The following is a 25253-nucleotide window of genomic DNA, read 5'->3' on the forward strand; positions in this document are numbered from 1 at the left end:
TGCTGATCTGCTCTTGCGTTGTGTCAAGCGGCACACGATATCTACCGCCATGACCGATCTCTCCCCTCCCTCGCCACAATCGCTGCGCGCCCGCGCGGCGCGACTGGCTGACCGCGCATCGTTTCAGAACTTCATTCTGGGCGTGATTCTGTTCAACGCCGTGATCTTGGGGCTGGAAACCTCGGATGAGGTGATGGCGGAGGTGGGGTCGCTGATCCTGCTGCTCGACAAGGTCTGCCTTGGCATCTTTGTCATTGAGATCGCGATAAAACTCTACGGTCGGGGGATGGATTTCTTCAAACGCGGCTGGAGCATCTTCGACTTCGTGATCGTTGCCATTTCGCTGATCCCGGCGACCCAAGGGCTCAGCGTGTTGCGTGCCCTGCGTATCCTGCGCCTGCTGCGCGTGGTCTCCGTCGCCCCCTCGTTGCGCCGTGTGGTTGAGGGGTTGGTGAACGCGCTGCCCGGTATGGGGTCGGTTTTCCTGCTGATGGGGGTGATCTTTTACATCGCCTCCGTCATGGCCACCAAACTCTTTGGCGCGGATTTCCCGCAGTGGTTCGGCACGCTGGGGCGCTCGGGCTATTCGCTGTTTCAGATCATGACGCTCGAGTCGTGGTCGATGGGCATCGTGCGCCCGGTGATGGAGGTCTATCCCTATGCGTGGATGTTCTTTGTGCCCTTCATCATGGTCACGACCTTCGCGGTGGTGAACCTGCTGGTCGGTCTGATTGTGAACTCGATGCAAGACGCGCATCATGAGGAAAGCAACGAGCAGACCAATACCTACCGCGATGAGGTCATGTCGCGGCTGACCGATCTTGAAAACCTGATCAAAGCGCAGAACACCCCGCCCAAACCCTAAAAAGCCGGGCGGGGAGAAGCGTTACTCTTCGCCAATCGCCTTGGCGGTCAGGTTATCCAGTGCCTCGGTCATCTTAGTGATATATTCCGCGTCTTCGGGCAGGCCATGGGCCGTAACCAGTGTTTCAGGGTCGGCATAGGTCACATGCACGGCCCCTTCGCCATCGGCATAGACCAGCACCCGCATCGGCAAGTCTAGCCCGGCGGTCTGGGCGTCCTGCATCGCGGGCGTGCCAAGCTTGGGGTTGCCAAAGATCAAAAGCTCCGTTGGGCGCAACTCCATCTCAGCCTTCTCGGCCCCTGCGGCGTGATCGACGCGGGCGAAAACCTCGGCCCCGGCCTCTTCGACGGCGCTTTCCAGCCGGTCCATCGTCGTCACCACGTCATGGGGTGAGACTTTGGCCACCAAATCTTGGGCCAAGGCGGGCACCGCCGCCATCACCAGACCTGCCGCCATTGCAATCGCTCTCATCATCGTCTCCTTTCGCTGCATCCTGCCTCTGACTTAGCGTGACCTCGGCCCGCGCCAAGCGCTCAACACCGTGCTGCGGTTCGCTGGGTCTTGGCTTGGCTGCTCACGCGCGGTAAGAGGGGCAAAATCAGGCCGGGGGCAGGGCGCGATGAGCGATACCGACAGTTTTATTGACGAAGTGAACGAAGAGGTCCGCCGCGACCGGTTTTATGGCCTGCTGCGCCGCTATGGTTGGATCGCTGTGGTCGCTGTGGTTGCCATCGTCGGCGGTGCCGCGTGGAACGAATATAGCAAAGCGCAAGAACGCGCGCAGGCCGAAGCCTTGGGCGATGCCATGCTCGAAGCGCTTGAAGCGGATGCCAGCAATGCCCGCGCCGAAGCGCTTGCCCCGATTGAGGCCGAAGGCCCCGGTGCCCGCGCCGTGTTGAATTTCATGCGCGCCGATGCCTTGGCCGAGGCCGGTGAGATTGACGCCGCCGTTGAACAGCTCGACGCCGTGGCGCTCGATGGCGATCTTGCGCCGATTTACCGCCAACTGGCGCAGTTCAAAGCCGTGACCCTTCAGGGCCAATCGGTGCCCGTGGCAGAGCGGCGTCAGGCGCTCGAAGCGCTGGCCCAGCCCGGTGCCCCGCTGCGCCTTTTGGCCGAAGAGCAACTGGCCCTGATCGACATCCAAGAGGGTGAGACCGACAAGGCCGTGGCGCGCTACCAATCCATTCTCTCCGATGCGGAAACCACCCCGGACTTGCAACAACGCGCCCTTCAGGTGATTGTGGCCTTGGGTGAAGAACCGGGGGTCGAAGACGCTGCTGCAGCGGCTGAGTTGGAGATCCCCGAAGCAACGGGTGACTGACACATATCCACCCGCCGAAAACGGCGGGGGCGTGAAGGTTGAGGAAAGACAGAAAGTGAGCAGGTCCATGACGAAGCATCGCGAATCCGAACCCGGCCATGCGGGTCTGCGGGGGCTGGGCGTGGCGGGGGCCATCGGTGCCGCGCTGTTGCTGACGGCCTGCGCGGATGAGCAGACCTATCTGCCGGGCAAACGCGAAGACGTGCGCGCGGTGCTGCAAAACCCCGGTGTGCAAGACCCGGCCTTTGACGCCATCGACGGCCCGGTGCCAGAAAACACCAGCCGCGCCATCGCTTTGGGCGGCGCGGTAAACAACGCCAACTGGACCCACAGTGTCGGCACCCCCTCGACCCGCGTGGGCCACCCCGCGTTGCGCAGCACATTGCAGCCGGTCTGGAGCGCCAAGATCGGCGCGGGCGACAGCCGCAAACAGCGCATCACTGCCGATCCGGTGGTCGCGGGCGGGCGCGTCTTTACGCTCGATGCAGGCGCGCAGGTCACTGCGACCTCAACCTCAGGCCAAACGCTCTGGACCCGTGATCTCACCCCCGCATCCGACCGCGAAGGCCAAGCCACCGGTGGCGGGCTCGCCGTGGACGGCGAAACGCTTTACGTCTCTGTGGGCTTTGGTGTTCTGGCCGCGCTCGACGTGACGACAGGCGGAGTGCGTTGGACGCAAGACCTCGACGCCACGGGCTCCGGCACGCCGACCGTCTCGGGCGATCTGGTCTATCTCACGGCGGGTGACGATACCGGCTTCGCGCTCGACAAAACCACAGGCCGCATCCAGTGGCAGACCGGTGCTGTCACCAGCCTCAGCAATGTGTTGGGCGCACCGGCGCCCGCCGTCACCAATGATCTTGCGATCTTCGCCTTCGGCTCGGGTGAGGTGCAGGGGCTGTTCCGTCAAGGCGGGCTTGAGCGGTGGGCGACCTCTGTTCTGGGCAAACGTCAGGGCCGCGCGCTGAGCTTTGTTGGCGACGTGACAAGCGCGCCCGTGGTCTCGGGCGGGACTGTCTATGTGGGCAACCATTCGGGCCGTCTGGCCGCGCTCGACGTTAACAGCGGGGACCGTAAATGGGTCGCCCGTGACGGGGCGATCGGCCCGGTCTGGCCTGCGGGCGATTCTGTTTTCGCGGTCACCGACCTCAATGAACTTGTGCGGCTCGACGCCAGCACGGGCCGCCGCATCTGGGGCACGCCGCTGCCGAATTTCGTCAAGGACCGGCCCAGAAGGCAATCCGAAGTCGTGGCGCATTACGGCCCGATCATCGCCGGAGGCCGCGTGATCGTGGCGTCCAACGACGGGGTGCTGCGCAGCTTTGACCCCGTGGGCGGCGGGCTGACGGGCACCACCCAAATCCCCGGCGGGGCGACCACTGCCCCCGTCGTGGCAGGCGGCACGCTTTATGTCGTCTCCACCAAGGGGCAATTGCACGCTTTCCGTTAGGCCGCAAATAGGCTAAGGCGCGTGTCTGAACTGGCCCAACCGGGGCCCGGAGCCTGAATTATGTCCTTTACCCTTGCCATCGTGGGCCGTCCCAATGTCGGGAAATCCACGCTGTTCAACCGCCTTGTCGGCAAACGCCTTGCGCTGGTCGACGACCAGCCCGGCGTGACCCGCGATCTGCGCGAAGGGGCGGCCAAACTGGCCGACCTGCGCTTTACCGTGATCGACACGGCCGGTCTGGAAGAGGTCACCGACGACAGCCTCCAAGGCCGGATGCGCCGCCTGACCGAGCGTGCCGTGGATATGGCCGATATCTGTCTGTTCATGATCGACGCCCGTGTCGGCGTGACCCCGTCGGATATGGTCTTTGCCGAGATCCTGCGCAAAAAATCCGCCCATGTGATTCTCGCCGGTAACAAGGCCGAGGGCAAAGCCGCCGATGCTGGCATGATCGAGGCCTATTCGCTGGGTCTGGGCGAGCCCATTCGCATGTCCGCCGAACATGGCGAAGGTCTGACCGATCTTTACTCCGTGCTGATGCCGCTGGCCGATGAATATGAGGACCGCGCCACGCAGGACGCGCCCGAGACGGATGTGGACCTGCCTGAGGATGACGCCGATCTCGAAGCCGAATCCGTGCCGATGCCCACGCGCGCCAAGCCTTTGCAGGTTGCTGTGGTGGGCCGCCCCAATGCGGGCAAGTCGACGTTGATTAACCAGATTTTGGGCGAGGACCGCTTGCTCACCGGGCCGGAGGCGGGGATCACCCGCGATGCGATCTCTCTCATGGCCGAATGGGCCGGGCCGGATGGTGATCCGGTGCCAATGCGGATTTTCGACACCGCCGGGATGCGCAAAAAGGCCAAGGTACAGGAGAAGCTTGAAAAGCTCAGTGTCAGCGATGGTCTGCGCGCGGTGAAATTTGCCGAGGTCGTTGTCGTCCTGCTCGACGCCGAAATCCCGTTTGAGCAGCAAGACCTGCGCATCGCCGATCTGGCCGAACGTGAGGGCCGCGCGGTCGTTGTGGCCGTGAACAAATGGGACATCGAAGAGAACCGTCAGGAAAAGCTGCGCGATCTCAAGGAAAGCTTTGAGAGGCTCTTGCCGCAGTTGCGTGGCGCGCCGCTGATCACTGTTTCGGCCAAAACGGGCAGGGGGCTTGACCGTCTTCAGGCCGCGATCATGCGCGCCTATGAGGTCTGGAACCGCCGGATCACCACCGCACAGCTTAACCGCTGGCTCTCGGGCATGATGGAGGCGCATCCGCCCCCCGCGCCGCAGGGCAAGCGCATCAAGCTGCGTTACATGACCCAAGCCAAGACCCGTCCGCCGGGCTTCGTTGTGATGTGCAGCCATCCCGACAAGGTGCCGGACAGCTACACGCGCTATCTGGTCAACGGGTTGCGGTTGGATTTCGACATGCCCGGCACGCCGATCCGTCTGTGGATGCGCGGCCAGTCGGATGCCAACCCCTATAAAAACCGCAAAAAGGCCGCGCCGTCGAAGCTGCGCAAGCACACCGACGGCCGCCGCCGGGACTGACCTCGGTCAGCCCCGCCGAAACGCCCTGAGCGTGGGCAGCGCCACAAGGATGCTGCCCCCAAGCGCCAGATAGGCAACCAAGGGCGTTTCGCCCCAATTGGTCACGATCACGCCCACCAGCCCCCAGATCACCGCGATACCGTAGGTGGGGGTCCGGCCAAGGGCGGTTTGCACGATGGCCCCGATTGCCCCTGCGAGCCCGACAAAGACCACGGCTGCCGTCTGCTCTTCCAGATAGCCATAGCCCGCCGCCAGCAGCGCCAGCGACACACAGGATGCGGCAGAGAGCCAGCCCGCGTAGAGCCCCACCGGGGCCGCGGCCCACAGCGGGTCTTCGACCGGGGCGAGGAACAGGGCGATCAGGGCGGTGATCAGCATGACCCAGATCAGCACCGCCGCCCAGATCGGGCTCATGGTGGCCACCGCGAGCCATGTTGTCCCCACGGCGAGCGACAGGCAGAGCGGCACGCGCATGTCGTGCCACTGCCCATCCCGCGGCGCGCGCAAAAGCCCATAGGCCAGTCCGATGATCAGCCAAAGATAGATCACGCCCCAGATGGAAAACGCATAGCCCGCAGGCTGCGCGGGCGGGTTGTCTTGCGGGATCGGGAATTGGTTTGGGTCAAAGCCTGAAAAGCTGGGCACGAAGAAGGGCGAAATCGCGAAGGAGATGCTGAGCAGCAGTGCGAGCGCTGCGATCAGGGTGCGGGAGGATTTGGGCAAGCGGGGGCCTCGCGGGATTAGCTGTTGCGGTACAGGTAATCTTAGAGCGGGCGGGAACCATGGCAACCAAGGGCCATCGCCTACCCGTCCGGGCGGGCAGGCGATGGCCCGGCGCATGCGGCGCGGATCGGGCCTAGTGGATGCCCCATCCTTAGGCGAGCACACCTTCCGCGGACAGCGTCGTCTTCCCACCCAAATAGGGCGCAAGCGCGTCCGGCAGTTTCACCGACCCATCCGCCTGCTGACCATTCTCCAACACGGCGATCAAGCAGCGCCCGACGGCCAAACCAGAACCGTTTAGCGTATGCACGAACTGCGGCTTGCCGCCGCCTTCGGGCTTGAACCGCGCGTTCATGCGCCGCGCCTGAAAATCCCCGGTGGTCGAGACCGAGGAAATCTCGCGGTAGCAATTCTGCCCCGGCACCCAAGCCTCGATGTCATAGGTGCGGCGCGCGCCAAAGCCCATGTCCCCGGTGCAGAGGATCACCGTGCGGTAGGGTACGCCGAGTTTTTCAAGGATACCTTCGGCGCAGCCAACCATGCGCTGCTGCTCGGCGTCGCTTTCATCCGGGTGGGTGACCGAGACCATCTCGACCTTCTCAAACTGGTGTTGGCGCAGCATGCCAGCGGTGTCTCGGCCAGCACTCCCGGCCTCGGAGCGGAAGCAGAGGGTATGGGCGGTCAGCCGGATCGGCAGGGCGCTTTCCTCTAACGTATCGCCGCCCACCGAATAGGTCAGCGGCACTTCCGAGGTCGGGACCAGCCACCAGCCATTGGTGGTTTGATAGCTGTCCTCGCCGAATTTGGGCAGCTTATCCGTGCCATACATCGCCTCGTCGCGCACCAGCACGGGGGAGTTCACCTCTGTCAGGCCGTTCTCATCCACATGGGTGTCGATCATGAACTGCGCCAGCGCCCGGTGCACCCGCGCCACGGCACCTTTCAGCATGACGAACCGCGCGCCCGAAGTCTTGGCCGCGGTCTCGAAATCCATGCCGGGTTTGACGCCTGCAATCTCGTAATGCTCGACCGGTTTGAAATCAAAGCTGGGCTTCTCGCCCCAGCTTTTCACCTCGACGTTGTCACCTTCGTCATCGCCTTGGGGCACATCATCGGCGGGGTTGTTGGGGATGCGGGCGAGCATATCGGTCAGCTTCGCGTCCAACTCCTGCGCCTCGACGTTCATCGCGGCGACCTCTGCCTTTTTATCGCTGACCAGCGTCCGCAGGCGCTCGAACTCGGCCTCATCGCCGCGGCCCTTGGCGGCCCCGACTTCCTTGCTGGCCTTGTTCTGCTCGGCCTTGGCGGTCTCGGCGGCGGCGATCTTGGCGCGGCGCGCGGCATCGAGCGACAGCACCGTCTGCGACATCGCAGCCTCGCCCCGGCGGGCGAGAGCGGCGTCAAAAGCCTCGGGATTGTCGCGGATGGCGCGGATGTCGTGCATGGGTTTGTCCTCAAAATCGGGTGAGTCGGTTTTGCTGCCTTATGCCTCAATGTGCTGCGCGGCGGTAGGGGCCGCAACCGTGCGGCGATTGGCCCCGCGCAGGCGGCCATGCGGCGGCGGCTTTCCACCTTGCACCCCGCTGCCGCCGCGCATAGGTTCTGGCCAAATTCTCAGGGCCCATCCTGCGGCCCAATACCCATCGAAAAGGACGACCCCCATGGAAGGCATCCAGCAATTTGTGCCGCTGATCCTGATCTTCGCGATCATGTATTTTCTGCTCATCCGCCCGCAGCAGAAGAAGGCCAAAGAACATCAGGCCATGGTGGCCGGCCTGCGCCGCGGCGATCAGGTCGTCACCCAAGGCGGGATCATCGGCAAGGTCTCCAAGGTCAAAGACGACGGCGAGCTTGAGGTGGAAATCGCCGAAGGCGTGAAAATTCGCGTGGTGCAGGCCACCATCGCGACCGTCGTTTCCAAGACCGAACCGGCGAAATAAACCCTACCCCGAGGCCGCAACCCAAAGGCGGAACTATGCTACAGATTGATCTGTGGAAGCGGATTGTCATTGTCCTGACCTGTTTGGCAGGGCTTTGGCTGGCGCTTCCCAATGCCTTTTACGCTCCTGTTGAAAAGCACAATGACGCCGTTGCGGCCATCGAAGTTCAGGGCAGCACGCCCGAACTGGAAGCGCAGCGCGCGCTTTGGCCTGAATGGATGCCCTCGGGGTTGGTGAACCTTGGCCTTGATCTGCGCGGCGGCGCGCATCTGCTGGCCGAAGTGCAACTGGCCGATGTCTATGCCTCGCGGATGGAAGCCCAATGGCCTGAGGTCCGCGATGCCCTGCGCAGCCTGACCCCGGTCCGGCGCGAAGAAGCGCCAGCGGGGGAATTGCGGGTCCGTCTGAATGATCCGTCGAAAATGGCCGAAGCGCTGCAGATCACCCGTGATCTGGCACGTCCCGTCACCACGGTGACCGGGGCAGGCGGCAGCGACATCGACGTGAGCGGCGCTGATGGCGTCATCACAATCACCCTGTCGGAGGCCGAAATGCAGGCCACCGATGAGCGCACCATGCAGCAGAGCCTCGAAATTGTGCGCCGCCGCATCGACGAAGTCGGCACCCGCGAGCCGACGATCCAGCGTCAGGGTGCAGACCGCATTCTGATTCAGGTGCCGGGCATTGGCTCTGCTGCCGAGTTGAAGGCGATCATCGGCACCACGGCGCAGCTGACCTTCAACCCGGTGGTCAACCGTGGCTCCAATGAAAACGACAACCCCGGCATCGGCAACGCGATCCTGCCGGCGGCGGATGAAGAGGGCGTGTTCTACACGATCGAAACCGCCCCCGTCGTCACCGGCGAGCAACTCGTCGACGCGCAGCCAAGCTTTGATCAGAACGGCGCACCTGCCGTGTCCTTCCGCTTTGACACCTCCGGTGCGCGCAAATTCGGGGACTACACGGCCGAGAACATCGGCTCGCCTTTTGCCATCGTGCTTGACGATGAAGTCATCAGCGCGCCGACCATCCAAAGCCATATTCCCGGCGGCTCAGGCATCATCACCGGGCGCTTCTCGGTCGAGGAAAGCACCAACCTTGCCGTGCTGCTGCGCGCCGGGGCCCTGCCTGCGGGGCTGAGCTTTGTCGAAGAACGCACCATCGGGCCGGAACTGGGCCAAGACAGCATCGACGCGGGCAAGATCGCGACCATGGTGGCCTTTGCCGCTGTGCTGTTCTTCATGTGGGCGTCTTATGGGCTCTTCGGGTTCTTCGCCAATATTGCGCTGATCATCAACGTCGGGCTGATCTTTGGCCTGCTGAGCCTGATCGGGGCCACGCTGACCCTGCCGGGCATTGCCGGGATCGTGCTGACGGTCGGCATGGCGGTGGATGCCAACGTGCTGATCTTTGAGCGTATCCGCGAAGAGCAACGCAACGCCAAGGGAGCCGCGCGGGCGATCTCGCTGGGCTATGAGCGCGCACTCAGCGCCATTCTGGATGCCAACATCACGACCTTCATCGTGGCGGTCATCCTCTTTGCCCTAGGCTCTGGCCCGGTGCGCGGCTTCGCCGTAACGCTGGGACTGGGCATCATGACATCGGTCTTCACCGCCTTCTTCGTCACCCGCTTGCTGGTGGTGATCTGGTTTGAACGCCGCCGTCCCAAGACAATCGAGGTTTGACATGCGACTGAAGCTGGTACCCGACAACACGAACTTCGATTTCTTCGGCTATGCCAAGATCACCTTTGGCGCGTCTGTGGTGGCGATGATCCTGTCGCTGATCGCTTGGGGTGTGATGGGGCTGAACTTTGGCATCGACTTCCGCGGCGGCACCACGCTGCGAACCGAAAGCTCTGAGGCCATCGACGTGGGCGCTTACCGCGATGCCCTCGGCCCCTTGGAACTGGGCGACGTGACGATTTCCGAGGTCTTTGACCCCGGTTTCGGCGCGGATCGCCATGTGGCGATGATCCGCGTGCAGGCCCAAGAGGGCCAAGAAGCGGCGACCACGGAAACCATCCAAACCATCGAGGCCGCGCTGCAAGGCGTGTCCCCCGACATCAAGTTCACATCGGTGGAATCCGTTGGGCCCAAGGTCTCGGGCGAGCTGATCCAGACGGCGTTCCTCGCCGTGGGCGGGGCGCTGGCGGCGATCCTCATCTACATCTGGTTGCGGTTCGAATGGCAGTTCTCGGTGGGCGCGGTGGTGGCGCTGTTCCATGACGTTGTGCTGACGATCGGCCTGTTCTCGATCCTGCAAATCCGTTTCGACCTGCCGGTGGTGGCCGCGATCCTGACGATCATTGGCTATTCGATCAACGATACGGTGGTGATCTTTGACCGGCTGCGGGAGAACCTGCGCAAATACAAAAAGCGCCCTCTGCGTGAGGTGATGAACCTCAGCGTGAACGAGACGCTCAGCCGGACACTGATGACCTCGGGCACCACGCTGCTGGCGCTGATCGCGCTGCTGATCTTGGGCGGCGATGTGATCCGGGCCTTTGTCTTTGCGATTACATGGGGCGTGATCGTCGGCACCTATTCCTCGGTCTATGTGGCCAAGAATGTGGTGCTGTACCTTGGCGTGAAACGCGACTGGTCCAAGCCCGACGCGGGCGCGGGCACACAATTCGCCAATATTGATGCCTGACCTGCTGGCGCAGGCCATGGCCACCCCCGGGGTGGCTTGGCTTGCGCTGGCCGTGATCGTGGCGGGGCTGGTCCGCGGCTTTGCGGGATTTGGCTCCGCCATGATTATCATGCCGGCGGCGGCCTCTGTGCTCTCTCCGGTCGAAGCGATCCTGTTCATGACCGCTGCCGAGTTGATCGGCCCCCTGCCAAACTTCCCTGATGCCCTGCGCGAAGGTGCCCCCCGTGAAGTGGGGCGGCTACTGCTGGGCGTGCTGATCGGGATGCCGCTGGGGCTCTGGGGGCTGTCGCTGATGTCGCCCGAGGGCTTTGGCTGGATCGTTTCCGGCGTGGTTCTGGGGCTTTTGGCGCTGCTGCTGGCGGGCTGGCGCTATCATGGGCCGCTGAGCGCGAAGCTGGTGACGGCAACTGGCGCTTTGGGCGGCTTCATGACCGGTTTTGCGGGCATCGCCGGGCCGCCGGTGATCCTGCTCTATATGGCCAGCCGGCGGCCCGCTGCGGTGATCCGTGCCAATTTCCTGCTCTATCTTCTGGGGCTCGACCTGATGCTTTTTGCGATGCTGGCAGCGACGGGGCAGGTGGTCTGGCCGGTGCTGATGCTGGGCCTCTTGGCCGGGGTGCCGAATGTCATCGCCAATATCGTCGGGGCGCGGCTATTTGATCCGGGCCGAGAGCGGCTTTTTCGCGCGGTGGCCTATATCGTCATCGCCGCATCGGCTATCCTTGGCCTGCCGCTGTGGAATACCTGAGCCTGAGAGGGACATGACATGCGATTGAATGAGATCACCTATACCGACGCCAAACCGATCGACGGCTACGGCCCCGGCTTTTTCCGCATTGGCGGAGAGGTTGTGCAAGGGCCGCAAGTGATCGGCCCCGACGGCATCACAGGCTGGGGCGGTCTGGCTGATCCCGCGCCGGTGTTGGCGCTGGCGGGCAAGGTCGATGTGGTCTTCCTCGGCACCGGGCCGGACGTGGCGCATATCCCCGACGACCTCCGTGAAACGCTGGAGGAGGCTGGTCTGGGGGTCGAGGTCATGTCGTCCCCCGCCGCCTGCCGCACCTATAACATCTTGCTGAGCGAGGGGCGGCGCATCGCACTGGCCCTCTTGCCGGTCTGAAGGCGGAGCGGCGACGCCGGTGCAAATAAGCGATCTCAGCGTGGCGCGCGGCGGGGTGCCTGTGCTTGCGGGCGTATCCTTCGCACTGGCCGCGGGGGAGGCTTTGGTGCTGCGCGGCCCCAACGGGGCGGGCAAGACGACGCTGCTGCGCTGCATTGCGGGGCTGCAAGCGCCGCTGTCGGGACGGATCGACGGGTCAGCGGACCGTGTGGCCTATGCCGCTCATGCGGATGGGCTGAAATCCATGCTGACGGTCCGGGAAAACCTGAGCTTTTGGGCGCAAGTCTTTGGTAACACAGATATTGCTGAGGCGCTTGATGGCTATGCGCTGCGCCCCTTGGCCGACCGTTTGGCAGGAACGCTGTCTGCCGGGCAAAAGCGACGGTTGGGGCTGGCGCGGCTGTTGGTGACTGGGCGGCCGATTTGGGTGTTGGACGAGCCGACGGTTTCGCTCGATGCGGATGCCGTGGCGCTGTTCGGCAGCGTTCTGCGCGGGCATCTCGCGGCGGGGGGATCGGCGCTGATGGCCACGCATATTGATCTGGGGGTCGATGCCCGCGTGCTTGATATCAGCGCATTTCGCGCGGCCCCCGATGCCAATTTCGGCGCCAGCGACGCGGCGTTCCTATGAAGGCGCTGTTGCTGCGGGACTTGCGGCTGGCGCTGCGCGCGGGCGGAGGCTTTGGCCTTGGGCTGGCGTTTTTTTTGATCGTGACGATGCTGGTGCCCTTTAGCGTTGGGCCAGAGGCCACGCTGCTCAAGGCGATTGCCCCCGGTGTGCTCTGGCTCGGGGCGCTGTTGGCCTGCCTATTGTCGCTCGACCGTCTGCTGGCGCTCGACCTCGAAGACGGCTCTCTCGAACTGCTGCTCACCGCACCTTTGCCCCTCGAAGGGGCGCTGGCGATCAAGGCTTTGGCGCATTGGCTAACCACGGGATTGCCGCTGGTGCTGGCGGCGCCTTTCCTTGGGGTGATGCTGCAACTCGCGGCGCCCGGTCATCTGTGGCTGCTGGCCTCGCTCGCACTCGGCACGCCTGCGCTCTCGGTTATCGGCATGTTCGGCGCGGCGCTGACGGTGGGGATCAAACGCGGCGGGCTGTTGCTGTCCCTGCTGGTACTGCCGCTTTATATCCCCACGCTGATCTTCGGCGCCGAGGTCGCGCGGCGCGGGGCGGCGGGGCTGGATGCCAGCACACCGCTTTTCATGCTGGCGGGGCTGACGCTGGCCGTTCTGGCCTTGATGCCATTTGCCGCAGCGGCGGTGCTTCGGATGGGGTTGCGATGACCCCAAGAAATCGTGCCCCAAGTATTTGTGCATTGAGCACCACCCACCCGCGCGATAGGTAGTCCGCATGTCCCTTTGGCAATACGCAAACCCGGTCAAATTCCTTGCGCTTTCAGAGCGTGTGCAGCCTGTGCTTTGGGCGCTTGCGGCTGTTTTTGTAAGCCTCGGCCTGCTCTGGGGGTTCTTCGGCACGCCCGATGACGCGCGCCAAGGCAGCACGGTCAAGATCATCTATTTGCATGTGCCTGCCGCCCTGATGGCGATCAACGCATGGTTCATGATGCTGGTCGCCTCGTTGATCTGGCTGATCCGTCGGCACCACGTCAGCGCCTTGGCGGCCAAGGCCGCGGCCCCCGTGGGGCTGGTCATGACGTTAATCGCGCTTGTGACGGGGGCGATCTGGGGTCAGCCGATGTGGGGCACATGGTGGGCGTGGGATCCGCGGCTGACGTCGTTTCTGATCCTGTTTTTGTTCTACCTTGGCTATATCGCGCTGTGGCAGGCGGTCGAAGACCCAGACATCGCTGCCGATCTGACATCGGTCCTCTGCCTTGTGGGCTCGGTCTTTGCGGTGCTGTCGCGCTATGCGGTGCAGTTTTGGAACCAAGGGCTGCATCAGGGCACGTCGATCCCCGTGGCCACGGGCAACCGCAGCGTGGCGGATGTATTTTTCTATCCTTTGGTGCTGGCGATGATCGGCTTCGGCCTGCTGTTTCTGGCGCTGGTGGTCTACCGCACGGGCACCGAAATTCGCCTGCGCCGCACGGCGGCGCTGCGGGCGCGGATGAACAGGGGGGCGTGATGCCGGAACTTGGAAAATATGCGGCCGAGGTGCTCTCGGCCTATGGGGTGTCGCTGCTGCTGTTGGCCGCATTGGTGGGGCTGACCCTGCTGCGGGGCCGGGCGGCACGCTGCGCTTTGGAAGAGGTCGAAGCGGAGGCCGGACGCCGTGGCTAAACTCTCTCCCATGATGATCGCCCCGCCGCTGATCTTCGCGGCCTTCGTGGCGCTGGCGGCGGTCGGCATGTACCGCGATGACCCTGAGGGGCTGCCCTCTACGCTGGTTGGCAAACAGGCGCCCGCCATGCCCGAGGCCGCGTTGCCCGGCTATCCGCAGGCCACCGACGACATGCTGCGCGGGGGGGAGGTGAGCCTTGTGAATTTCTGGGCAAGCTGGTGCCCGCCCTGCCGTGCTGAGCATCCCAAGCTGCTGGAATTGCAGGCCGAGGGGATGAACATCATCGGCGTGAATTTCAAGGATACCGAGAAGAACGCCAGCGCCTATCTGGAAGACGAAAAAAGCCCCTTTGCCGGGGTTGGTTTCGACCCCCAAGGGCGGGTGGCGATCGACTGGGGCGTGACCGCCCCGCCAGAGACGTTCATCGTTGGCGGTGACGGGACGGTGCTGTTCCGATTTGCCGGGCCGCTGGTCGGCAGCGATTACGAGCAGCGGTTCCTCCCGGCATTGCAAGACGCGCTTAGCCGCTGATCTTGCCTGCGAATTCGACCAGACGTTTGGCCTGAAAGGCGACGGATTTCTTGCCCGTTTCACCCATCGGGCCGGGCTCGCAGGAATAGCCGTAAGGGTTGCCGCCGTCCTCGAACTTCACCCCATCGGCATAGCCCGGCGGCACGATGATCGCGCCCCAGTGCATCGCAGTGACATAGATCGATTGGAGTGTGGTCTCTTGGCCCCCGTGGGGGTTCTGGGCAGAGGTTGTCGCGGTGACCGCTTTATTGGCCAGCGCGCCTGATTGCCACTGCGGCCCCAACGTGTCGATAAAGGCGCGGAACTGGCTGGCGGCGACGCCAAAGCGCGTCGGGACAGAGATGAAATAGCCGTCGGCCCATTCCATGTCTTCGGGCTTGGCCTCGGGAATGTCTTTCATCTTGTCCAACTGTTCGCGCCACGCATCTTGTCCGTCGACAACGGCTCTTGGGGCGGTTTCGGTACAGCGGCGGAGGCGAACCTCGGCGCCTGCCTCTTTGGCGGCGCGGGCGGCTTCCTCAGCGATGGCGTGGTTTGTGCCATAGGTGGAATAGAAAAGAACGGTGATTTTCGGGCTCATGAGGTGTCCTTTCGCTTGGGTGCGTCAAGATCAACGGCTCGCAGGGTGTTCTGTTCCTCCCGCTCAAAGCGAATACTGCCGCGCCCAGTCTCGCAGTCGGGCGATGAACTGCGCATCGGTCAGTTGATCCAAGGTGCCCTCAGGCGCGGTAAAATCGGGCAGCGGCTCTAGTGCGATGCGCAGGCGGCGCATCTGTTCGGGGTAGGGTGCGACCCGCTGGGCCAACTCGACCATCGCCGCGGGCACGCGGCGGGCAGGGTGTTCGGCACTGTAGTAGAGCGCGAATTGCATCGCGTTGAGGTTCGACACCAGATCGGCAAGCTCAGGCAGGATGATGGTGTTCATCTCGTTGCTATCGGCTGCAAACATGGACGCTTTGGTCAGCAGCCCGCGCGCTTGGGCCACGGTGGTGGTGGTCGACAGCACAAAGCTGACCGACAGCGTGAGGATCACCATACCGTTGACCCCGGCAAGGACCGATAGCACCAGCCAAAAGGGGTTTTCGGTCTGAAACGGCCCGCCGCCGAGGGTTGAGAGCAGATGGCCGACGAATGCGAAATCGCGCAGAAAGCCCGCCGGGCGTTCGCTTTCGGTCATCACCACGGCCTCGCGGCTTATCTGAAAGACCAAGGTCCAGCCAAGCGAGACGAGTATGATCCACGTCACCGCAATGGCTGTCATCACCACCGGGCCAGAGAGGCGGTGGCGGGCGTTGCCCTCTGGCATGATTTTGGAAAAGACGAAGAACGCCGCCCGTGCAACCCGCTCCGACAAGGGCGCGACAGGGGCGGCACCGATGGCGGTATAGAGAAAGTCCAGCAGCACGATAGCTAGGATCAGCGCGCCCAAAGCGCCAAGCGCGTAACCTGCTATCATTGCTTTGCCTTCCCCGAACGCGATCGTCTTACAGGGGCAACCCGTGATCGGCAGGCAGGTTCCCGCGCAGGGGCTTGGGGCAAAAAGAAAAGGAGCGGCCCGCTGGGGGGCCGCTCCTTGGATCAGTTCGCGAGGGCTATCGGCGCTTAGGCCGATTTCGCCAAGTTGCGCAGCACGTAGTGCAGCACGCCGCCGTGTTCGATGTATTCGATCTCAATCGCGGTATCGATGCGGCACTTCAGCGTGATCTCTTTGGTGCTGCCATCGGCCATTGTGATCGTGCAGGGCACTTCCTGCAGCGGCTTGATCGTGTCCAACCCGCTGATCGACACGGTTTCTTCGCCGGTCAGGCCCAGCGATTTGCGGGTGTCGCCGCCGGTAAACTCAAACGGGATGACGCCCATGCCGACGAGGTTGGAGCGGTGGATACGCTCGAAGCTCTCGGCGATCACGGCCTTCACACCCAGCAGGGCTGTGCCCTTGGCGGCCCAGTCACGCGAGGAGCCCGCGCCGTACTGTTCGCCACCGAAGATCACCAGCGGGGTGCCGTTTTCCTGATGCGCCATGGCGGCATCAAAGATCGAGGTCTGCGCGCCATCGGGGCCTTTGGTATAGCCGCCCTCAACGCCGTCCAGCATCTCGTTCTTGATGCGGATGTTGGCGAAGGTGCCGCGCATCATGACTTCGTGGTTACCGCGACGCGAACCGTAGGAATTGAACTCCCGCACCGGCACCTGACGCTCTGTCAGGTACTGACCCGCAGGGGTGGTTTCTTTGAAAGAACCAGCCGGCGAGATGTGGTCGGTGGTGATCATGTCACCCAGCACCGCCAGCACTTTCGCGCCGTCGATGTTGGAGATCACGCCCGGCTCTGGCGACATGCCTTGGAAGTAGGGCGGGTTCTGGACGTAGGTCGAGGTCGGCGGCCAGTCGTAGGTCTTGCTGTCTGTGGTTTCGACCGACTGCCACTTTTCGTCGCCTTTGAAGACATCGGCGTATTTCTCTTGGAAGGCTTCGCGCGTCACGGTCTGTTCGACCAGTTCAGCGACTTCCTGCGTCGAGGGCCAGATGTCTTTCAGGTAGACGTCGTTGCCGTTCTTGTCCTGACCCAGCGGGCTGTTTGTCAGGTCGTGGTTCATGTCACCCACCAGCGCATAGGCCACCACGAGGGGCGGGGAGGCGAGGTAGTTGGCACGTACATCAGGGCTGATCCGGCCTTCGAAGTTACGGTTGCCTGAGAGGACCGAGGTGCCGATCAGGTCATAATCGTTGATCGCCTTGCTGATCGGCGCTTCCAGCGGGCCGGAGTTGCCGATGCAGGTGGTGCAGCCATAGCCCACGAGGTTGAAGCCAATCGCATCAAGGTCTTCTTGCAGGCCAGCGGCCTCAAGGTAATGCGACACGACCTGCGAGCCCGGCGCCAGCGATGTCTTGACCCAAGGTTTGCGGGTCAGGCCCAATTCACGCGCTTTGCGTGCCACGAGGCCCGCGCCGATCATGACGTAGGGGTTCGAGGTGTTGGTGCAGGACGTGATCGAGGCGATCACGATGGAGCCGTCGTGCAGCTGGTAGTTGCCATCATCCGTGGCGACATAGCCGCGGTTGTGGTGGCCTTCGTCACCGGGGATGTCGCGCGGCTCGGGCTGGCCGCCTTCGCCTTCCCAACGGATTTCCGAGTTGGCCGAAGTGTCTTTGCCTTCGCGGATGCCTTTGACGTATTCGGCGAATGCAGTGTGCGCACTGTCGAGAGCGATGTAATCCTGCGGGCGTTTGGGGCCGGAAATCGCAGGCACGATGGTGCCCATGTCGAGCGACAGCGTGTCGGTGTAGACCGGCGCATAGTTCGCATCGCGCCACATGCCGTTCTCTTGGGCATAGGCTTTGACCAGCGCCACACGATCCTTGTCGCGGCCTGTGTTGGTCAGGTAACGCAGGGTCTCGTCGTCGATCGGGAAGAACCCACAGGTGGCACCGTATTCGGGGGCCATGTTGGCGATGGTCGCGCGGTCTGCCAGCGGCAGGTGATCCAAACCTTCGCCGTAGAATTCGACGAATTTGCTGACCACGCCTTTTTCGCGCAGCATTTCAACGACCTTCAACACGAGGTCGGTGCCGGTGGTGCCTTCCATCATGCGGCCTGTCAGCTCAAAGCCGATGACCTCGGGGATCAACATAGAGATCGGCTGGCCCAGCATCGCGGCTTCGGCCTCGATCCCGCCGACACCCCAGCCCAGAACGGCAGCGCCGTTGACCATGGTGGTGTGGCTGTCGGTGCCGACGAGCGTGTCGGGGTAGGCGACTTCCTCGCCGTTTTGGTCCTTGTCGGTCCAAACGGTCTGGCTGAGATACTCAAGGTTCACCTGGTGGCAGATACCGGTGCCGGGGGGCACAACGCGGAAGTTGTTAAACGCCTTTTGGCCCCACTTGAGGAAGGTATAACGCTCAATGTTGCGCTCATATTCGCGGTCGACGTTCATCTGGAACGCGCGCGGGTTGCCGAATTCGTCGATCATGACGGAGTGGTCGATGACGAGATCAACGGGGTTCAGCGGGTTGATCTTGTCGGCGTCGCCGCCCAAGGCCACTAGACCATCGCGCATCGCGGCAAGGTCAACAACGGCTGGAACACCGGTGAAGTCCTGCATCAGCACGCGGGCCGGACGGTAGGCGATTTCACGGGGGTTCTTGCCGCCTTTGGTCGCCCATTCGGCAAATGCCTTGATATCGTCCTGAGTGACGGTCTTGCCGTCCTCGAAACGCAGCATGTTTTCCAGAACGACTTTCAGCGCCGCTGGCAATTTGGAGAAATCGCCCAAGCCCGCGGCCTCGGCGGCGGGGATGGAGTAATAGGCGACTTTCTGGCTGCCAACGGAGAGGGTCTTGCGGGTCTTGGCACTGTCGTGACCAACTTGGATCGTCATGGCGGGCTCCCTTCGGGGTCTGATGGGTGGCTAGATTGCCGTCTCAATGCCACTAGAGGCGCGGCGGTTCAACTGTTATCAAGCGGGTTCGGACGATTTTGTATACCATTGTGTACCGAGATTAAAGGGGGCAGTCTGCGCAAAGCCCGCTGGGGGCGCTAACGGGCGTCTCAACAAAGGTTGATTGGTGTTTCAGCCACCAAGCCGTTAGACCAATGCCATCACCGCGATATTGATCCGTCTGGAATTTTATGAAGCCCCTGATTTATCCCGTTCTCGCCGCGTTTTCGCTGCTGGCCGCCCCGTTGCAGGCCGAGCAGGATCAGCCTGTGGTGGTCGAACTCTTTACCTCTCAGGGCTGTTCCTCTTGTCCCGCCGCCGATGAAATGCTCGCCGAATTGGCCGATCGGGACGACATTATCGCCTTGGCGCTGCACGTGGATTACTGGGATTATATCGGTTGGGAAGACCCCTTTGGCGACCCGGCCCATGCCGAGCGCCAGCGCGCCTATGCCGCCGTGGGCGGGCGGCGCAGTGTCTATACGCCGGAGCTGATCGTGCAGGGGCAGACCGACATTGTGGGCGCCAAACCGATGAAGCTGATGGACGCGGTCGAGAAACACGCTGAGGCCACGCCGCGCGTAGCGCTGGCGATCAGCCGCTCAGGCGATGCCGTTCAAATTGAAGCGGAGCCGTTGGCCACGACATCAGAGCCGATGCATGTGCACATGCTGCGCTACTCTCCGATGGAGCGGACCAAGGTCACCCGCGGCGAGAATGCGGGCCATGTCATGGAGCACAGCAATGTCGTCCAAGACTGGCAAGTCTTAACCGATTGGGACGGGTCGGCACCCCTGTCGCTGAGCGCGAAGGTCGAGGGTGATTTGCCTGTTGTCGTGATCATTCAACGCCAAGAGAAGGGCGGTCCGGGCGCGATTCTTGCGGCAGCGCGCAGCAAATAAGCCGCGGCAGCCGTTACTTCTCGTGCGGACGCCAGCGGCGGTGAACCCAGAACCACTGCTCAGGTGTCTTGGTGATCTGCGCGGTCAGGCTGTCGTTCAGCGCCTGCGTCATAGTCATCGGATCGCTATGCGGGACCGGCGCTTCAAGCACCACGTCAAAGCTGACCCCATCGTCTTGGCGAATGCCGTAGAACGGGATCAACAGCGCGTCATAGCGCAGCGCCAGCTCTGCCGCCGAGATCGCGGTGCGGGCAGGTTTGCCGATAAAGTCGAGGATCGGCGCGCGGATGACATGCTGGTCAAACAGCAGCACCAGCCGACCGCCCTGTTTCAGATGCCGCACGAACCCCGCCGTGCCGCGCCGCCCTTGCGGAAACACCGGCCCACCGAAGGCTTCGAGCGTTTTGACGTAATGCGCGTTGAAATAAGGGTTCTTCATCTCGCGGTAGAGCCCGCCGATGTCATAGCCCCGCGCCACGAGGGACGCCCGCGCCGCTTCGTAATTGCCGTAATGCCCGGTCACCAAGATCACCGGCTGGCCACTGCGGTTGGCCTCCTCCAGCGCCGCCATGCCGGGGCCCCGCGGCTCGGCATCGGCCATGCGTTTGGGGAAATCATCGGCCGAGTAATTCTCGATGAAAGACCGGCCAAGGTTGTTGAGACAGCGCGTGGCGATTTCTTCGCGACGGGCGAGCGGCATCTCGGGCCAGACATGTTCCAGATTATCAAGCGCGCGGCGGCGGTAGCCCGCCAGCGGGGCCAAGACATGCTGCACCAAGCTGCCGACAAAGCTGAGCCGCGCCTTATAGGGCAGGGCCAAAGCCGTGCGAATGATCCCGACGATCAGCAGATTGCTCAGGTAATGGCGCGCCCGGCGACCGAAGGGATAGGGATTTTTGACTTGGGGGGCTTGGTCCGACATGGGCTCTGACAGGCTGTTAAAGTTTTCCTGACATAGCCTGCGCCGCCCCGCGCAACAAGCCATCCCGCGCGTCATAGGCCGGGGTCAGCCGTCGAAGGCCCGCGCAGTCGCAGCCGCGGGGGCCGCCAGGGCGCGGCCCTCTGATCCAGCAATGAGAAACCCTGCCGCCGTTGAAAACCTCAGGCGGTGGCGTCTGGCACGCAGGTGCCGCTGCTGATGTCGAGTTTCATTCCCTCGGCGCAGGTCATGACCTGTTTGTCATGAACGCAGCCCGATGCAAGGGCGAGGGAGGGGGCCGTGAGCGCCATAAGGGCGCCGAGTGTCAGTGCGAGTTTCATGTCGTTTGCTCCTTTGACAGGCGCAGACAGGGTACACCCGTCCGCGCCAATCTCAAAGCATTACGATGATCGCATCACGCGCCGAAGACGCGCTTGAAGATCGTGTCGACATGTTTGGTGTGATAGCCCATGTCGAATTTCTCGTTAATGCCATCTTCGCCCAAGGCCGCGACGACCTCTTCATCGGCGAGCAGCAATTCGCGGAAATCAAGACGTTCTTCCCAGACTTTCAGCGCGTTGCGCTGCACCATGGAATAGGCGTCTTCGCGGCTTACGCCAGCTTGGGTCAGGGCCAGAAGCACCCGCTGGCTCATCACCAGACCGGGGAATTTGTTCATGTTCTCCAGCATGTTCTCGGGGAAGACGAGCATTTTGTCGATCACCCCTGCCAAACGGTGCAGGGCAAAGTCCAGCGTGACAGTCGCGTCAGGCCCGATGCCACGCTCGACGGATGAATGCGAGATATCGCGCTCATGCCAAAGTGCTACGTTCTCCATCGCCGGAACCACGGCCATGCGCACCAGACGGGCAAGCCCGGTGAGGTTCTCGGTCAGCACGGGGTTCTTTTTATGCGGCATGGCCGAAGAACCTTTTTGCCCCATGGAGAAGAATTCCGCGCCTTCCAGTACTTCGGTGCGCTGCATGTGGCGGATTTCAGTCGCCACGTTTTCGATGCTGCTGGCGATAACGCCGAGCGTGGCAAAGAACATCGCGTGACGGTCGCGCGGGATCACTTGGGTCGAGATCGGCTCAGGGTTGAGGCCCAGTTTCTCGCAGACATGCTCTTCGACGCGCGGGTCGATATTGGCGAAAGTGCCGACAGCGCCCGAGATCGCGCCGGTGGCGATTTCCTCACGCGCGGCGACAAGACGAGCGCGGTTGCGGTCCATCTCGGCGTAGAAGCGGGCAAAGGTCAGGCCCATGGTCGTAGGCTCGGCGTGGATGCCATGGCTGCGGCCGACGCGGACGGTGTCTTTATGCTCAAGCGCGCGTTTCTTCAGTGCGGCCAGCAGCTTGTCCATGCCGACCAGCAGCAGATCAGCGGCGCGGGTCAGTTGTACGTTGAAACAGGTATCGAGCACATCCGACGAGGTCATGCCCTGATGCACGAAACGCGCTTCGTCGCTGCCGACATGTTCGGCCAAGTGGGTCAGGAAGGCGATGACGTCATGTTTGGTGACGGCCTCGATCTCGTCGATACGGGCCACGTCGAATTCAACGTCTTTGGCTTTCCACACGGCGTCGGCATTCTCGCGCGGGATGGTGCCCAGATCGGCCATCGCGTCGCAGGCATGGGCCTCGATCTCGAACCAGATGCGGAATTTCGTTTCCGGCGACCAAACGGCAACCATATCGGGACGGGAGTAGCGGGGGATCATGCGCGCACCTTTTTAGGACAGGGGATGGGTCAGGGGCGGCATAGACTGACTTGGGGTTAAGGACAAGTGTGAGGAGGGCGGGTCAGTGTCTGCCCGTGGAGTGGCGATGCTCAGGTGGCTTCGTGCCACTTAATGGGGCAGCCTTCGGGTGACCTCGAAGACGGACGCCCAGCCTCACCAAATCGCCGGCCCGTCGCACCGCAGGTGCACCGCAATTATTCGGCACGCCTCCGGCGTGACGGTACGGGCAGGCGATGGCCCGGCGCCGACGGCTTAATTCCGGGCTGTGACCGGTTTCATCCTTCTTACAACAGTTCCGTCAGCACCGTCGAACTCCGCTCCAACGTCCGATGCACCGGGCACTTTTCCGCGATCTCCAACAACCGTTGGCGCTGTTCTTCACTCAGATCCCCCTCCAACCGGATACGTCGCCGCCACGTGTCAATCTTCTCCGCTGCCCCAGTCCCCGCGTCCTGCGCATGGACCTTGTCATGGCAGACATCCACGCTGACACCCGTCAGCGGCCAGCCCTTGCGCCGCGCATACATGCGGATCGTCATTGACGTGCAAGCGCCCAAGCCCGCAGACAAAAACCCATAGGGCGACATGCCGCGATTGGTGCCGCCATAAGCCAGCGGCTCATCCGCCAAAGCGTGGTGGTGGGGGCCTGCGTTCACGTCTTGCAAGAACCCATCGGCGTCGGCTTCGGTCACGCGCACGATCCCCTCCGGCGCGCCGGGGGGCGGGGCGGGAGATTTCAGTGTCATATAGCGATCCGCCCATGTGGCGATGATCTCGGCTGCATATTCGGCATCGCCCGCGCGGGTGATCAGGTGATCGGCATCGTCCAGCGTGACAAAGCTTTTAGGATGTTTCGCGGCCAAGAAAATTTGGCCCGCGTTGTCGATGCTGACAATCTCATCCCGCGGGGCGTGGAGCACCAGCAGCGCGGCTTTCAGCTTGGCGATATCAGCGGCGAGGGAGGCACCCTGCACATCGTCGATAAAGCCCTGACTGATGGTGAAAGGCCGCCCGCCAAGATTGACCTCAGCACTGCCGTTGGCCGAAATCTCGGGCAGGCTTTCGGCGAAATTATGGGTGACATGGGCCGGATCAAAGGGCGCGCCGAGGGTGGCGACGGCTTTGACATGGGCAAGTTGCGCCGCGGCTTTCAGTACCGCCGCTCCGCCCAGAGAATGACCGATCAACAGCGCCGGGGCCATGTCTCGGCTCGATAGATAGCTGCAGGCAGCGATCAAGTCGTCGACGTTGGAGGAAAACGATGTGTTCTCAAACTCGCCGCCCGAATGGCCCAGCCCGGTAAAATCAAAGCGCAGCACGGCGATGCCCATCGCCGCCAACCGCCCGGCGATACGCCGCGCGGCGGGGATGTCCTTGCCACAGGTAAAGCAATGCGCAAATAGCGCGGTCGCCAGATGCGGCCCTTCGGGCATGTCCAGCCGGGCGGCCAGTTCCGTGCCATCCGGGCCAGGGAATGTGATACGTTCAGTGGCCATGGGGCGCTCCAGTTTGGGGTGCGTCAAAGGTGACATGTTCTGCCGGTGGATCAAGGGCCGCGGCTCTCTGCTCACCCAAGCGTTACGTGAAAGCACTGGCCGTGATCCCATTTGCCCCGGCTTGTTGCTTTGTATACCACTTGAGAAAACATCTGTTGGAGAAACCACTTGGCACAGCCTCCCAAACCCCAATTGCACCCTGCCACCATCGCGGCTCAGGCCGCAGGCGCCGTCGATCCCGCTTCGGGCGGGGTGGTGCCGCCGGTGCAATTTGCCACCACCTATCTGCGCGATGAGAACTACGATCTGGTCAATCCCGACAACGTCTATCTGCGCTCTCACAACGAAAACACCCGTGTGGCGGAGCGTATCCTGAACGCGCTCGAAGGGGCCGAAGAGACGCTCATTTTCCCCTCGGGCATGGCCGCCATCGCGGCGGTCTTCCGGACCGTGCCCAATGGCGGGAGCGTGGTGGTGCAAAGCCAGATTTACTGGGGCACGACGAAATGGATCCGCGATTTCTGCACCCGTCGGCAGATTGCGTTGCATGAGGTGGACGCCAGCGATCTTGATGCCTTTGCCGCGCTTTGCAGGGCCGAAAAGCCTGACCTGTGTTTGATCGAGACCCCTTCGAACCCATGGCTGCGGATCACCGATATCGCCGGGGCCGCCGCCGCCGCGCATGAGGTCGGCGCGACGCTAGTGGTCGATAGCACGGCGGCTTCGCCGGTGCTGAGCCACCCGCTCGAGCATGCCGCGGATATCGTGATGCATTCGGCCACCAAGGGGATCAACGGCCATTCCGATGTTTTGGCCGGCTCGCTTGCCACCAATGACGCAGGCGCGCCGCGCTGGCAGATGATCCGCGATGACCGGAACGAGGCGGGCGCGGTGATCGGCCCGATGGAGGCGTGGTTGCTGGCGCGCGGCATGCGTACCCTGCCGCTCAGAATGCGCGAGATGTCCCGCAATGCCATGACATTGGCGGAGTTTCTGGCGGATCACCCTCAGGTCGAACAGGTGATGTATCCCGGCCTGCCGGACCATCCCGGCCACGCCCTTGCTGCGCAGCAGATGAGCGGGGGCTATGGCGGGCTGTTGTCATTTGTCGTCAAAGGCGGGGCGGGAGCGGCGCTGAAAGCGGCAGGGCGGTTGGAGCTTTTCCACCGCGCCACGTCGCTTGGCGGTGTGGAAAGCCTTGTCGAGCATCGCCACACGATTGAGCCGCACACCGGGATCCCCGAAGGGCTGCTGCGGCTCTCGGTCGGGATTGAGGATGTCGAAGACCTTGGTGCTGATCTGGGGCAAGCGCTCGGCCAGTAACCTCATTGGCCGCGGGCCTCCGCGGCCAATCTCGCCCGAGGCA

General features: G+C 63.0%; 26 protein-coding genes. 16 read left to right on the forward strand and 10 right to left on the reverse strand.

The genetic code is table 11. The features are described 5' to 3' along the window. Positions 1 to 49: 49 nt before the first annotated feature. Positions 50 to 865: an ion transporter gene (locus B5M07_RS06925; protein ID WP_120350754.1), complete on the forward strand. Its 816-nt coding sequence runs from the start codon at positions 50 to 52 to the stop codon at positions 863 to 865. 21 nt (positions 866 to 886) lie between these two features. Here the strand turns inward: B5M07_RS06925 and B5M07_RS06930 are convergent, their stop codons facing one another. Continuing rightward, on the reverse strand, positions 887 to 1336 hold the full coding sequence (locus tag B5M07_RS06930) for a DUF302 domain-containing protein (protein ID WP_205570927.1): 450 nt from the start codon (positions 1334 to 1336) through the stop codon (positions 887 to 889). A 148-nt stretch (positions 1337 to 1484) separates the two neighbouring features. On the opposite strand from B5M07_RS06930, the gene B5M07_RS06935 reads away from it, so the two are divergent. From B5M07_RS06935 to der, 3 genes are all read left to right on the forward strand, one after another. After that, positions 1485 to 2189: a tetratricopeptide repeat protein gene (locus B5M07_RS06935; RefSeq protein ID WP_120350756.1), complete on the forward strand. Its 705-nt coding sequence runs from the start codon at positions 1485 to 1487 to the stop codon at positions 2187 to 2189. A gap of 67 nt (positions 2190 to 2256) precedes the next feature. Next, positions 2257 to 3639, forward strand: coding sequence for a PQQ-like beta-propeller repeat protein (locus B5M07_RS06940; protein WP_120350757.1), 1383 nt, complete (start codon positions 2257 to 2259; stop codon positions 3637 to 3639). A 60-nt stretch (positions 3640 to 3699) separates the two neighbouring features. After that, complete coding sequence (der, locus tag B5M07_RS06945; RefSeq protein ID WP_120350758.1) at positions 3700 to 5181, forward strand: ribosome biogenesis GTPase Der; 1482 nt, start codon at positions 3700 to 3702, stop codon at positions 5179 to 5181. 6 nt (positions 5182 to 5187) lie between these two features. Here the strand turns inward: der and B5M07_RS06950 are convergent, their stop codons facing one another. Together B5M07_RS06950 and serS are read right to left on the reverse strand one after the other, a co-directional pair. Further along, complete coding sequence (locus B5M07_RS06950) at positions 5188 to 5904, reverse strand: tryptophan-rich sensory protein (protein ID WP_120350759.1); 717 nt, start codon at positions 5902 to 5904, stop codon at positions 5188 to 5190. 151 nt (positions 5905 to 6055) lie between these two features. Then, on the reverse strand, positions 6056 to 7348 hold the full coding sequence (serS, locus tag B5M07_RS06955) for a serine--tRNA ligase (RefSeq protein WP_120350760.1): 1293 nt from the start codon (positions 7346 to 7348) through the stop codon (positions 6056 to 6058). Between the two features lie 217 nt (positions 7349 to 7565). Between serS and yajC the strand changes: the two genes are divergently transcribed. The 10 genes from yajC (at position 7566) to B5M07_RS07005 (ending at position 14392) form a co-directional block, all read left to right on the forward strand. After that, positions 7566 to 7844, forward strand: a complete 279-nt coding sequence (yajC, locus tag B5M07_RS06960; RefSeq protein WP_067627241.1) for a preprotein translocase subunit YajC — start codon at positions 7566 to 7568, stop codon at positions 7842 to 7844. A 35-nt stretch (positions 7845 to 7879) separates the two neighbouring features. Next, positions 7880 to 9529: a protein translocase subunit SecD gene (gene secD / locus B5M07_RS06965; RefSeq protein ID WP_120350761.1), complete on the forward strand. Its 1650-nt coding sequence runs from the start codon at positions 7880 to 7882 to the stop codon at positions 9527 to 9529. A gap of 1 nt (position 9530) precedes the next feature. After that, positions 9531 to 10499, forward strand: coding sequence for a protein translocase subunit SecF (secF, locus tag B5M07_RS06970; RefSeq protein ID WP_120350762.1), 969 nt, complete (start codon positions 9531 to 9533; stop codon positions 10497 to 10499). A gap of 16 nt (positions 10500 to 10515) precedes the next feature. After that, a complete protein-coding gene (locus B5M07_RS06975; RefSeq protein WP_254693974.1) occupies positions 10516 to 11247 on the forward strand; it encodes a sulfite exporter TauE/SafE family protein in 732 nt (243 codons plus the stop codon). Between the two features lie 18 nt (positions 11248 to 11265). Continuing rightward, positions 11266 to 11619, forward strand: coding sequence for an Mth938-like domain-containing protein (locus tag B5M07_RS06980; protein ID WP_120350764.1), 354 nt, complete (start codon positions 11266 to 11268; stop codon positions 11617 to 11619). A gap of 19 nt (positions 11620 to 11638) precedes the next feature. Then, positions 11639 to 12250, forward strand: a complete 612-nt coding sequence (ccmA, locus tag B5M07_RS06985) for a heme ABC exporter ATP-binding protein CcmA (protein ID WP_120350765.1) — start codon at positions 11639 to 11641, stop codon at positions 12248 to 12250. Next, entirely contained in the window at positions 12247 to 12903 is a 657-nt protein-coding gene (gene ccmB, locus B5M07_RS06990) for a heme exporter protein CcmB (protein WP_120350766.1), read from the forward strand. Before ccmA ends, ccmB begins: the two co-directional genes overlap by 4 nt. A 67-nt stretch (positions 12904 to 12970) precedes the next feature. Next, positions 12971 to 13705: a heme ABC transporter permease gene (locus tag B5M07_RS06995; protein WP_120350767.1), complete on the forward strand. Its 735-nt coding sequence runs from the start codon at positions 12971 to 12973 to the stop codon at positions 13703 to 13705. After that, positions 13705 to 13860: a heme exporter protein CcmD gene (ccmD, locus tag B5M07_RS07000; RefSeq protein WP_120350768.1), complete on the forward strand. Its 156-nt coding sequence runs from the start codon at positions 13705 to 13707 to the stop codon at positions 13858 to 13860. Before B5M07_RS06995 ends, ccmD begins: the two co-directional genes overlap by 1 nt. 13 nt (positions 13861 to 13873) lie before the next feature. Then, entirely contained in the window at positions 13874 to 14392 is a 519-nt protein-coding gene (locus B5M07_RS07005; protein WP_162931897.1) for a DsbE family thiol:disulfide interchange protein, read from the forward strand. On the opposite strand, the gene B5M07_RS07010 is transcribed toward B5M07_RS07005, so the two are convergent. From B5M07_RS07010 to acnA, 3 genes are all read right to left on the reverse strand, one after another. After that, positions 14382 to 14972, reverse strand: a complete 591-nt coding sequence (locus B5M07_RS07010) for an NAD(P)H-dependent oxidoreductase (protein ID WP_120350770.1) — start codon at positions 14970 to 14972, stop codon at positions 14382 to 14384. The genes B5M07_RS07005 and B5M07_RS07010 overlap by 11 nt on opposite strands. Before the next feature lie 63 nt (positions 14973 to 15035). Beyond that, positions 15036 to 15848, reverse strand: a complete 813-nt coding sequence (locus B5M07_RS07015; RefSeq protein WP_120350771.1) for a hypothetical protein — start codon at positions 15846 to 15848, stop codon at positions 15036 to 15038. A gap of 146 nt (positions 15849 to 15994) precedes the next feature. Next, positions 15995 to 18769 carry an aconitate hydratase AcnA gene (acnA, locus tag B5M07_RS07020; protein WP_120350772.1) on the reverse strand — a complete coding sequence of 925 codons (2775 nt, stop codon included), beginning with the start codon at positions 18767 to 18769 and terminating at the stop codon, positions 15995 to 15997. Positions 18770 to 19020: 251 nt separating this feature from the next. On the opposite strand from acnA, the gene B5M07_RS07025 reads away from it, so the two are divergent. Beyond that, the gene (locus B5M07_RS07025; protein ID WP_120350773.1) at positions 19021 to 19731 is read left to right on the forward strand and encodes a DUF1223 domain-containing protein; all 711 of its coding nucleotides are present in this window, start codon (positions 19021 to 19023) and stop codon (positions 19729 to 19731) included. A gap of 13 nt (positions 19732 to 19744) precedes the next feature. Here the strand turns inward: B5M07_RS07025 and B5M07_RS07030 are convergent, their stop codons facing one another. From B5M07_RS07030 to B5M07_RS07040, 4 genes are all read right to left on the reverse strand, one after another. After that, positions 19745 to 20653, reverse strand: coding sequence for a lysophospholipid acyltransferase family protein (locus tag B5M07_RS07030; RefSeq protein WP_120350774.1), 909 nt, complete (start codon positions 20651 to 20653; stop codon positions 19745 to 19747). A gap of 179 nt (positions 20654 to 20832) precedes the next feature. Further along, positions 20833 to 20991, reverse strand: coding sequence for a hypothetical protein (locus B5M07_RS19420; RefSeq protein WP_162931827.1), 159 nt, complete (start codon positions 20989 to 20991; stop codon positions 20833 to 20835). A 74-nt stretch (positions 20992 to 21065) separates the two neighbouring features. Next, positions 21066 to 22370 carry an adenylosuccinate lyase gene (gene purB / locus B5M07_RS07035; RefSeq protein ID WP_120350775.1) on the reverse strand — a complete coding sequence of 435 codons (1305 nt, stop codon included), beginning with the start codon at positions 22368 to 22370 and terminating at the stop codon, positions 21066 to 21068. Between the two features lie 305 nt (positions 22371 to 22675). Further along, on the reverse strand, positions 22676 to 23887 hold the full coding sequence (locus B5M07_RS07040; RefSeq protein ID WP_120350776.1) for a bifunctional alpha/beta hydrolase/OsmC family protein: 1212 nt from the start codon (positions 23885 to 23887) through the stop codon (positions 22676 to 22678). A 168-nt stretch (positions 23888 to 24055) separates the two neighbouring features. Between B5M07_RS07040 and B5M07_RS07045 the strand changes: the two genes are divergently transcribed. Continuing rightward, a complete protein-coding gene (locus B5M07_RS07045) occupies positions 24056 to 25210 on the forward strand; it encodes a trans-sulfuration enzyme family protein (protein WP_120350777.1) in 1155 nt (384 codons plus the stop codon). Positions 25211 to 25253: the final 43 nt, after the last annotated feature.

Origin of the sequence: Sulfitobacter sp. D7, assembly GCF_003611275.1 — a bacterium.
GTDB classification, from domain to species: Bacteria; Pseudomonadota; Alphaproteobacteria; order Rhodobacterales; family Rhodobacteraceae; genus Sulfitobacter; species Sulfitobacter profundi.

Coding starts and splice junctions, on each gene's coding strand:
- B5M07_RS06925 (WP_120350754.1), top strand. CDS start 50: ATGACCGATCTCTCCCCTCCCTCGCCACAATCGCTGCGCGCCCGCGCG.
- B5M07_RS06930 (WP_205570927.1), bottom strand. CDS start 1,336: ATGAGAGCGATTGCAATGGCGGCAGGTCTGGTGATGGCGGCGGTGCCC.
- B5M07_RS06935 (WP_120350756.1), top strand. CDS start 1,485: ATGAGCGATACCGACAGTTTTATTGACGAAGTGAACGAAGAGGTCCGC.
- B5M07_RS06940 (WP_120350757.1), top strand. CDS start 2,257: ATGACGAAGCATCGCGAATCCGAACCCGGCCATGCGGGTCTGCGGGGG.
- der (WP_120350758.1), top strand. CDS start 3,700: ATGTCCTTTACCCTTGCCATCGTGGGCCGTCCCAATGTCGGGAAATCC.
- serS (WP_120350760.1), bottom strand. CDS start 7,348: ATGCACGACATCCGCGCCATCCGCGACAATCCCGAGGCTTTTGACGCC.
- yajC (WP_067627241.1), top strand. CDS start 7,566: ATGGAAGGCATCCAGCAATTTGTGCCGCTGATCCTGATCTTCGCGATC.
- secD (WP_120350761.1), top strand. CDS start 7,880: ATGCTACAGATTGATCTGTGGAAGCGGATTGTCATTGTCCTGACCTGT.
- secF (WP_120350762.1), top strand. CDS start 9,531: ATGCGACTGAAGCTGGTACCCGACAACACGAACTTCGATTTCTTCGGC.
- B5M07_RS06975 (WP_254693974.1), top strand. CDS start 10,516: ATGGCCACCCCCGGGGTGGCTTGGCTTGCGCTGGCCGTGATCGTGGCG.
- B5M07_RS06980 (WP_120350764.1), top strand. CDS start 11,266: ATGCGATTGAATGAGATCACCTATACCGACGCCAAACCGATCGACGGC.
- ccmB (WP_120350766.1), top strand. CDS start 12,247: ATGAAGGCGCTGTTGCTGCGGGACTTGCGGCTGGCGCTGCGCGCGGGC.
- B5M07_RS06995 (WP_120350767.1), top strand. CDS start 12,971: ATGTCCCTTTGGCAATACGCAAACCCGGTCAAATTCCTTGCGCTTTCA.
- ccmD (WP_120350768.1), top strand. CDS start 13,705: ATGCCGGAACTTGGAAAATATGCGGCCGAGGTGCTCTCGGCCTATGGG.
- B5M07_RS07005 (WP_162931897.1), top strand. CDS start 13,874: ATGATCGCCCCGCCGCTGATCTTCGCGGCCTTCGTGGCGCTGGCGGCG.
- B5M07_RS07010 (WP_120350770.1), bottom strand. CDS start 14,972: ATGAGCCCGAAAATCACCGTTCTTTTCTATTCCACCTATGGCACAAAC.
- B5M07_RS07015 (WP_120350771.1), bottom strand. CDS start 15,848: ATGATAGCAGGTTACGCGCTTGGCGCTTTGGGCGCGCTGATCCTAGCT.
- acnA (WP_120350772.1), bottom strand. CDS start 18,769: ATGACGATCCAAGTTGGTCACGACAGTGCCAAGACCCGCAAGACCCTC.
- B5M07_RS07025 (WP_120350773.1), top strand. CDS start 19,021: ATGAAGCCCCTGATTTATCCCGTTCTCGCCGCGTTTTCGCTGCTGGCC.
- B5M07_RS07030 (WP_120350774.1), bottom strand. CDS start 20,653: ATGTCGGACCAAGCCCCCCAAGTCAAAAATCCCTATCCCTTCGGTCGC.
- B5M07_RS19420 (WP_162931827.1), bottom strand. CDS start 20,991: ATGAAACTCGCACTGACACTCGGCGCCCTTATGGCGCTCACGGCCCCC.
- purB (WP_120350775.1), bottom strand. CDS start 22,370: ATGATCCCCCGCTACTCCCGTCCCGATATGGTTGCCGTTTGGTCGCCG.
- B5M07_RS07040 (WP_120350776.1), bottom strand. CDS start 23,887: ATGGCCACTGAACGTATCACATTCCCTGGCCCGGATGGCACGGAACTG.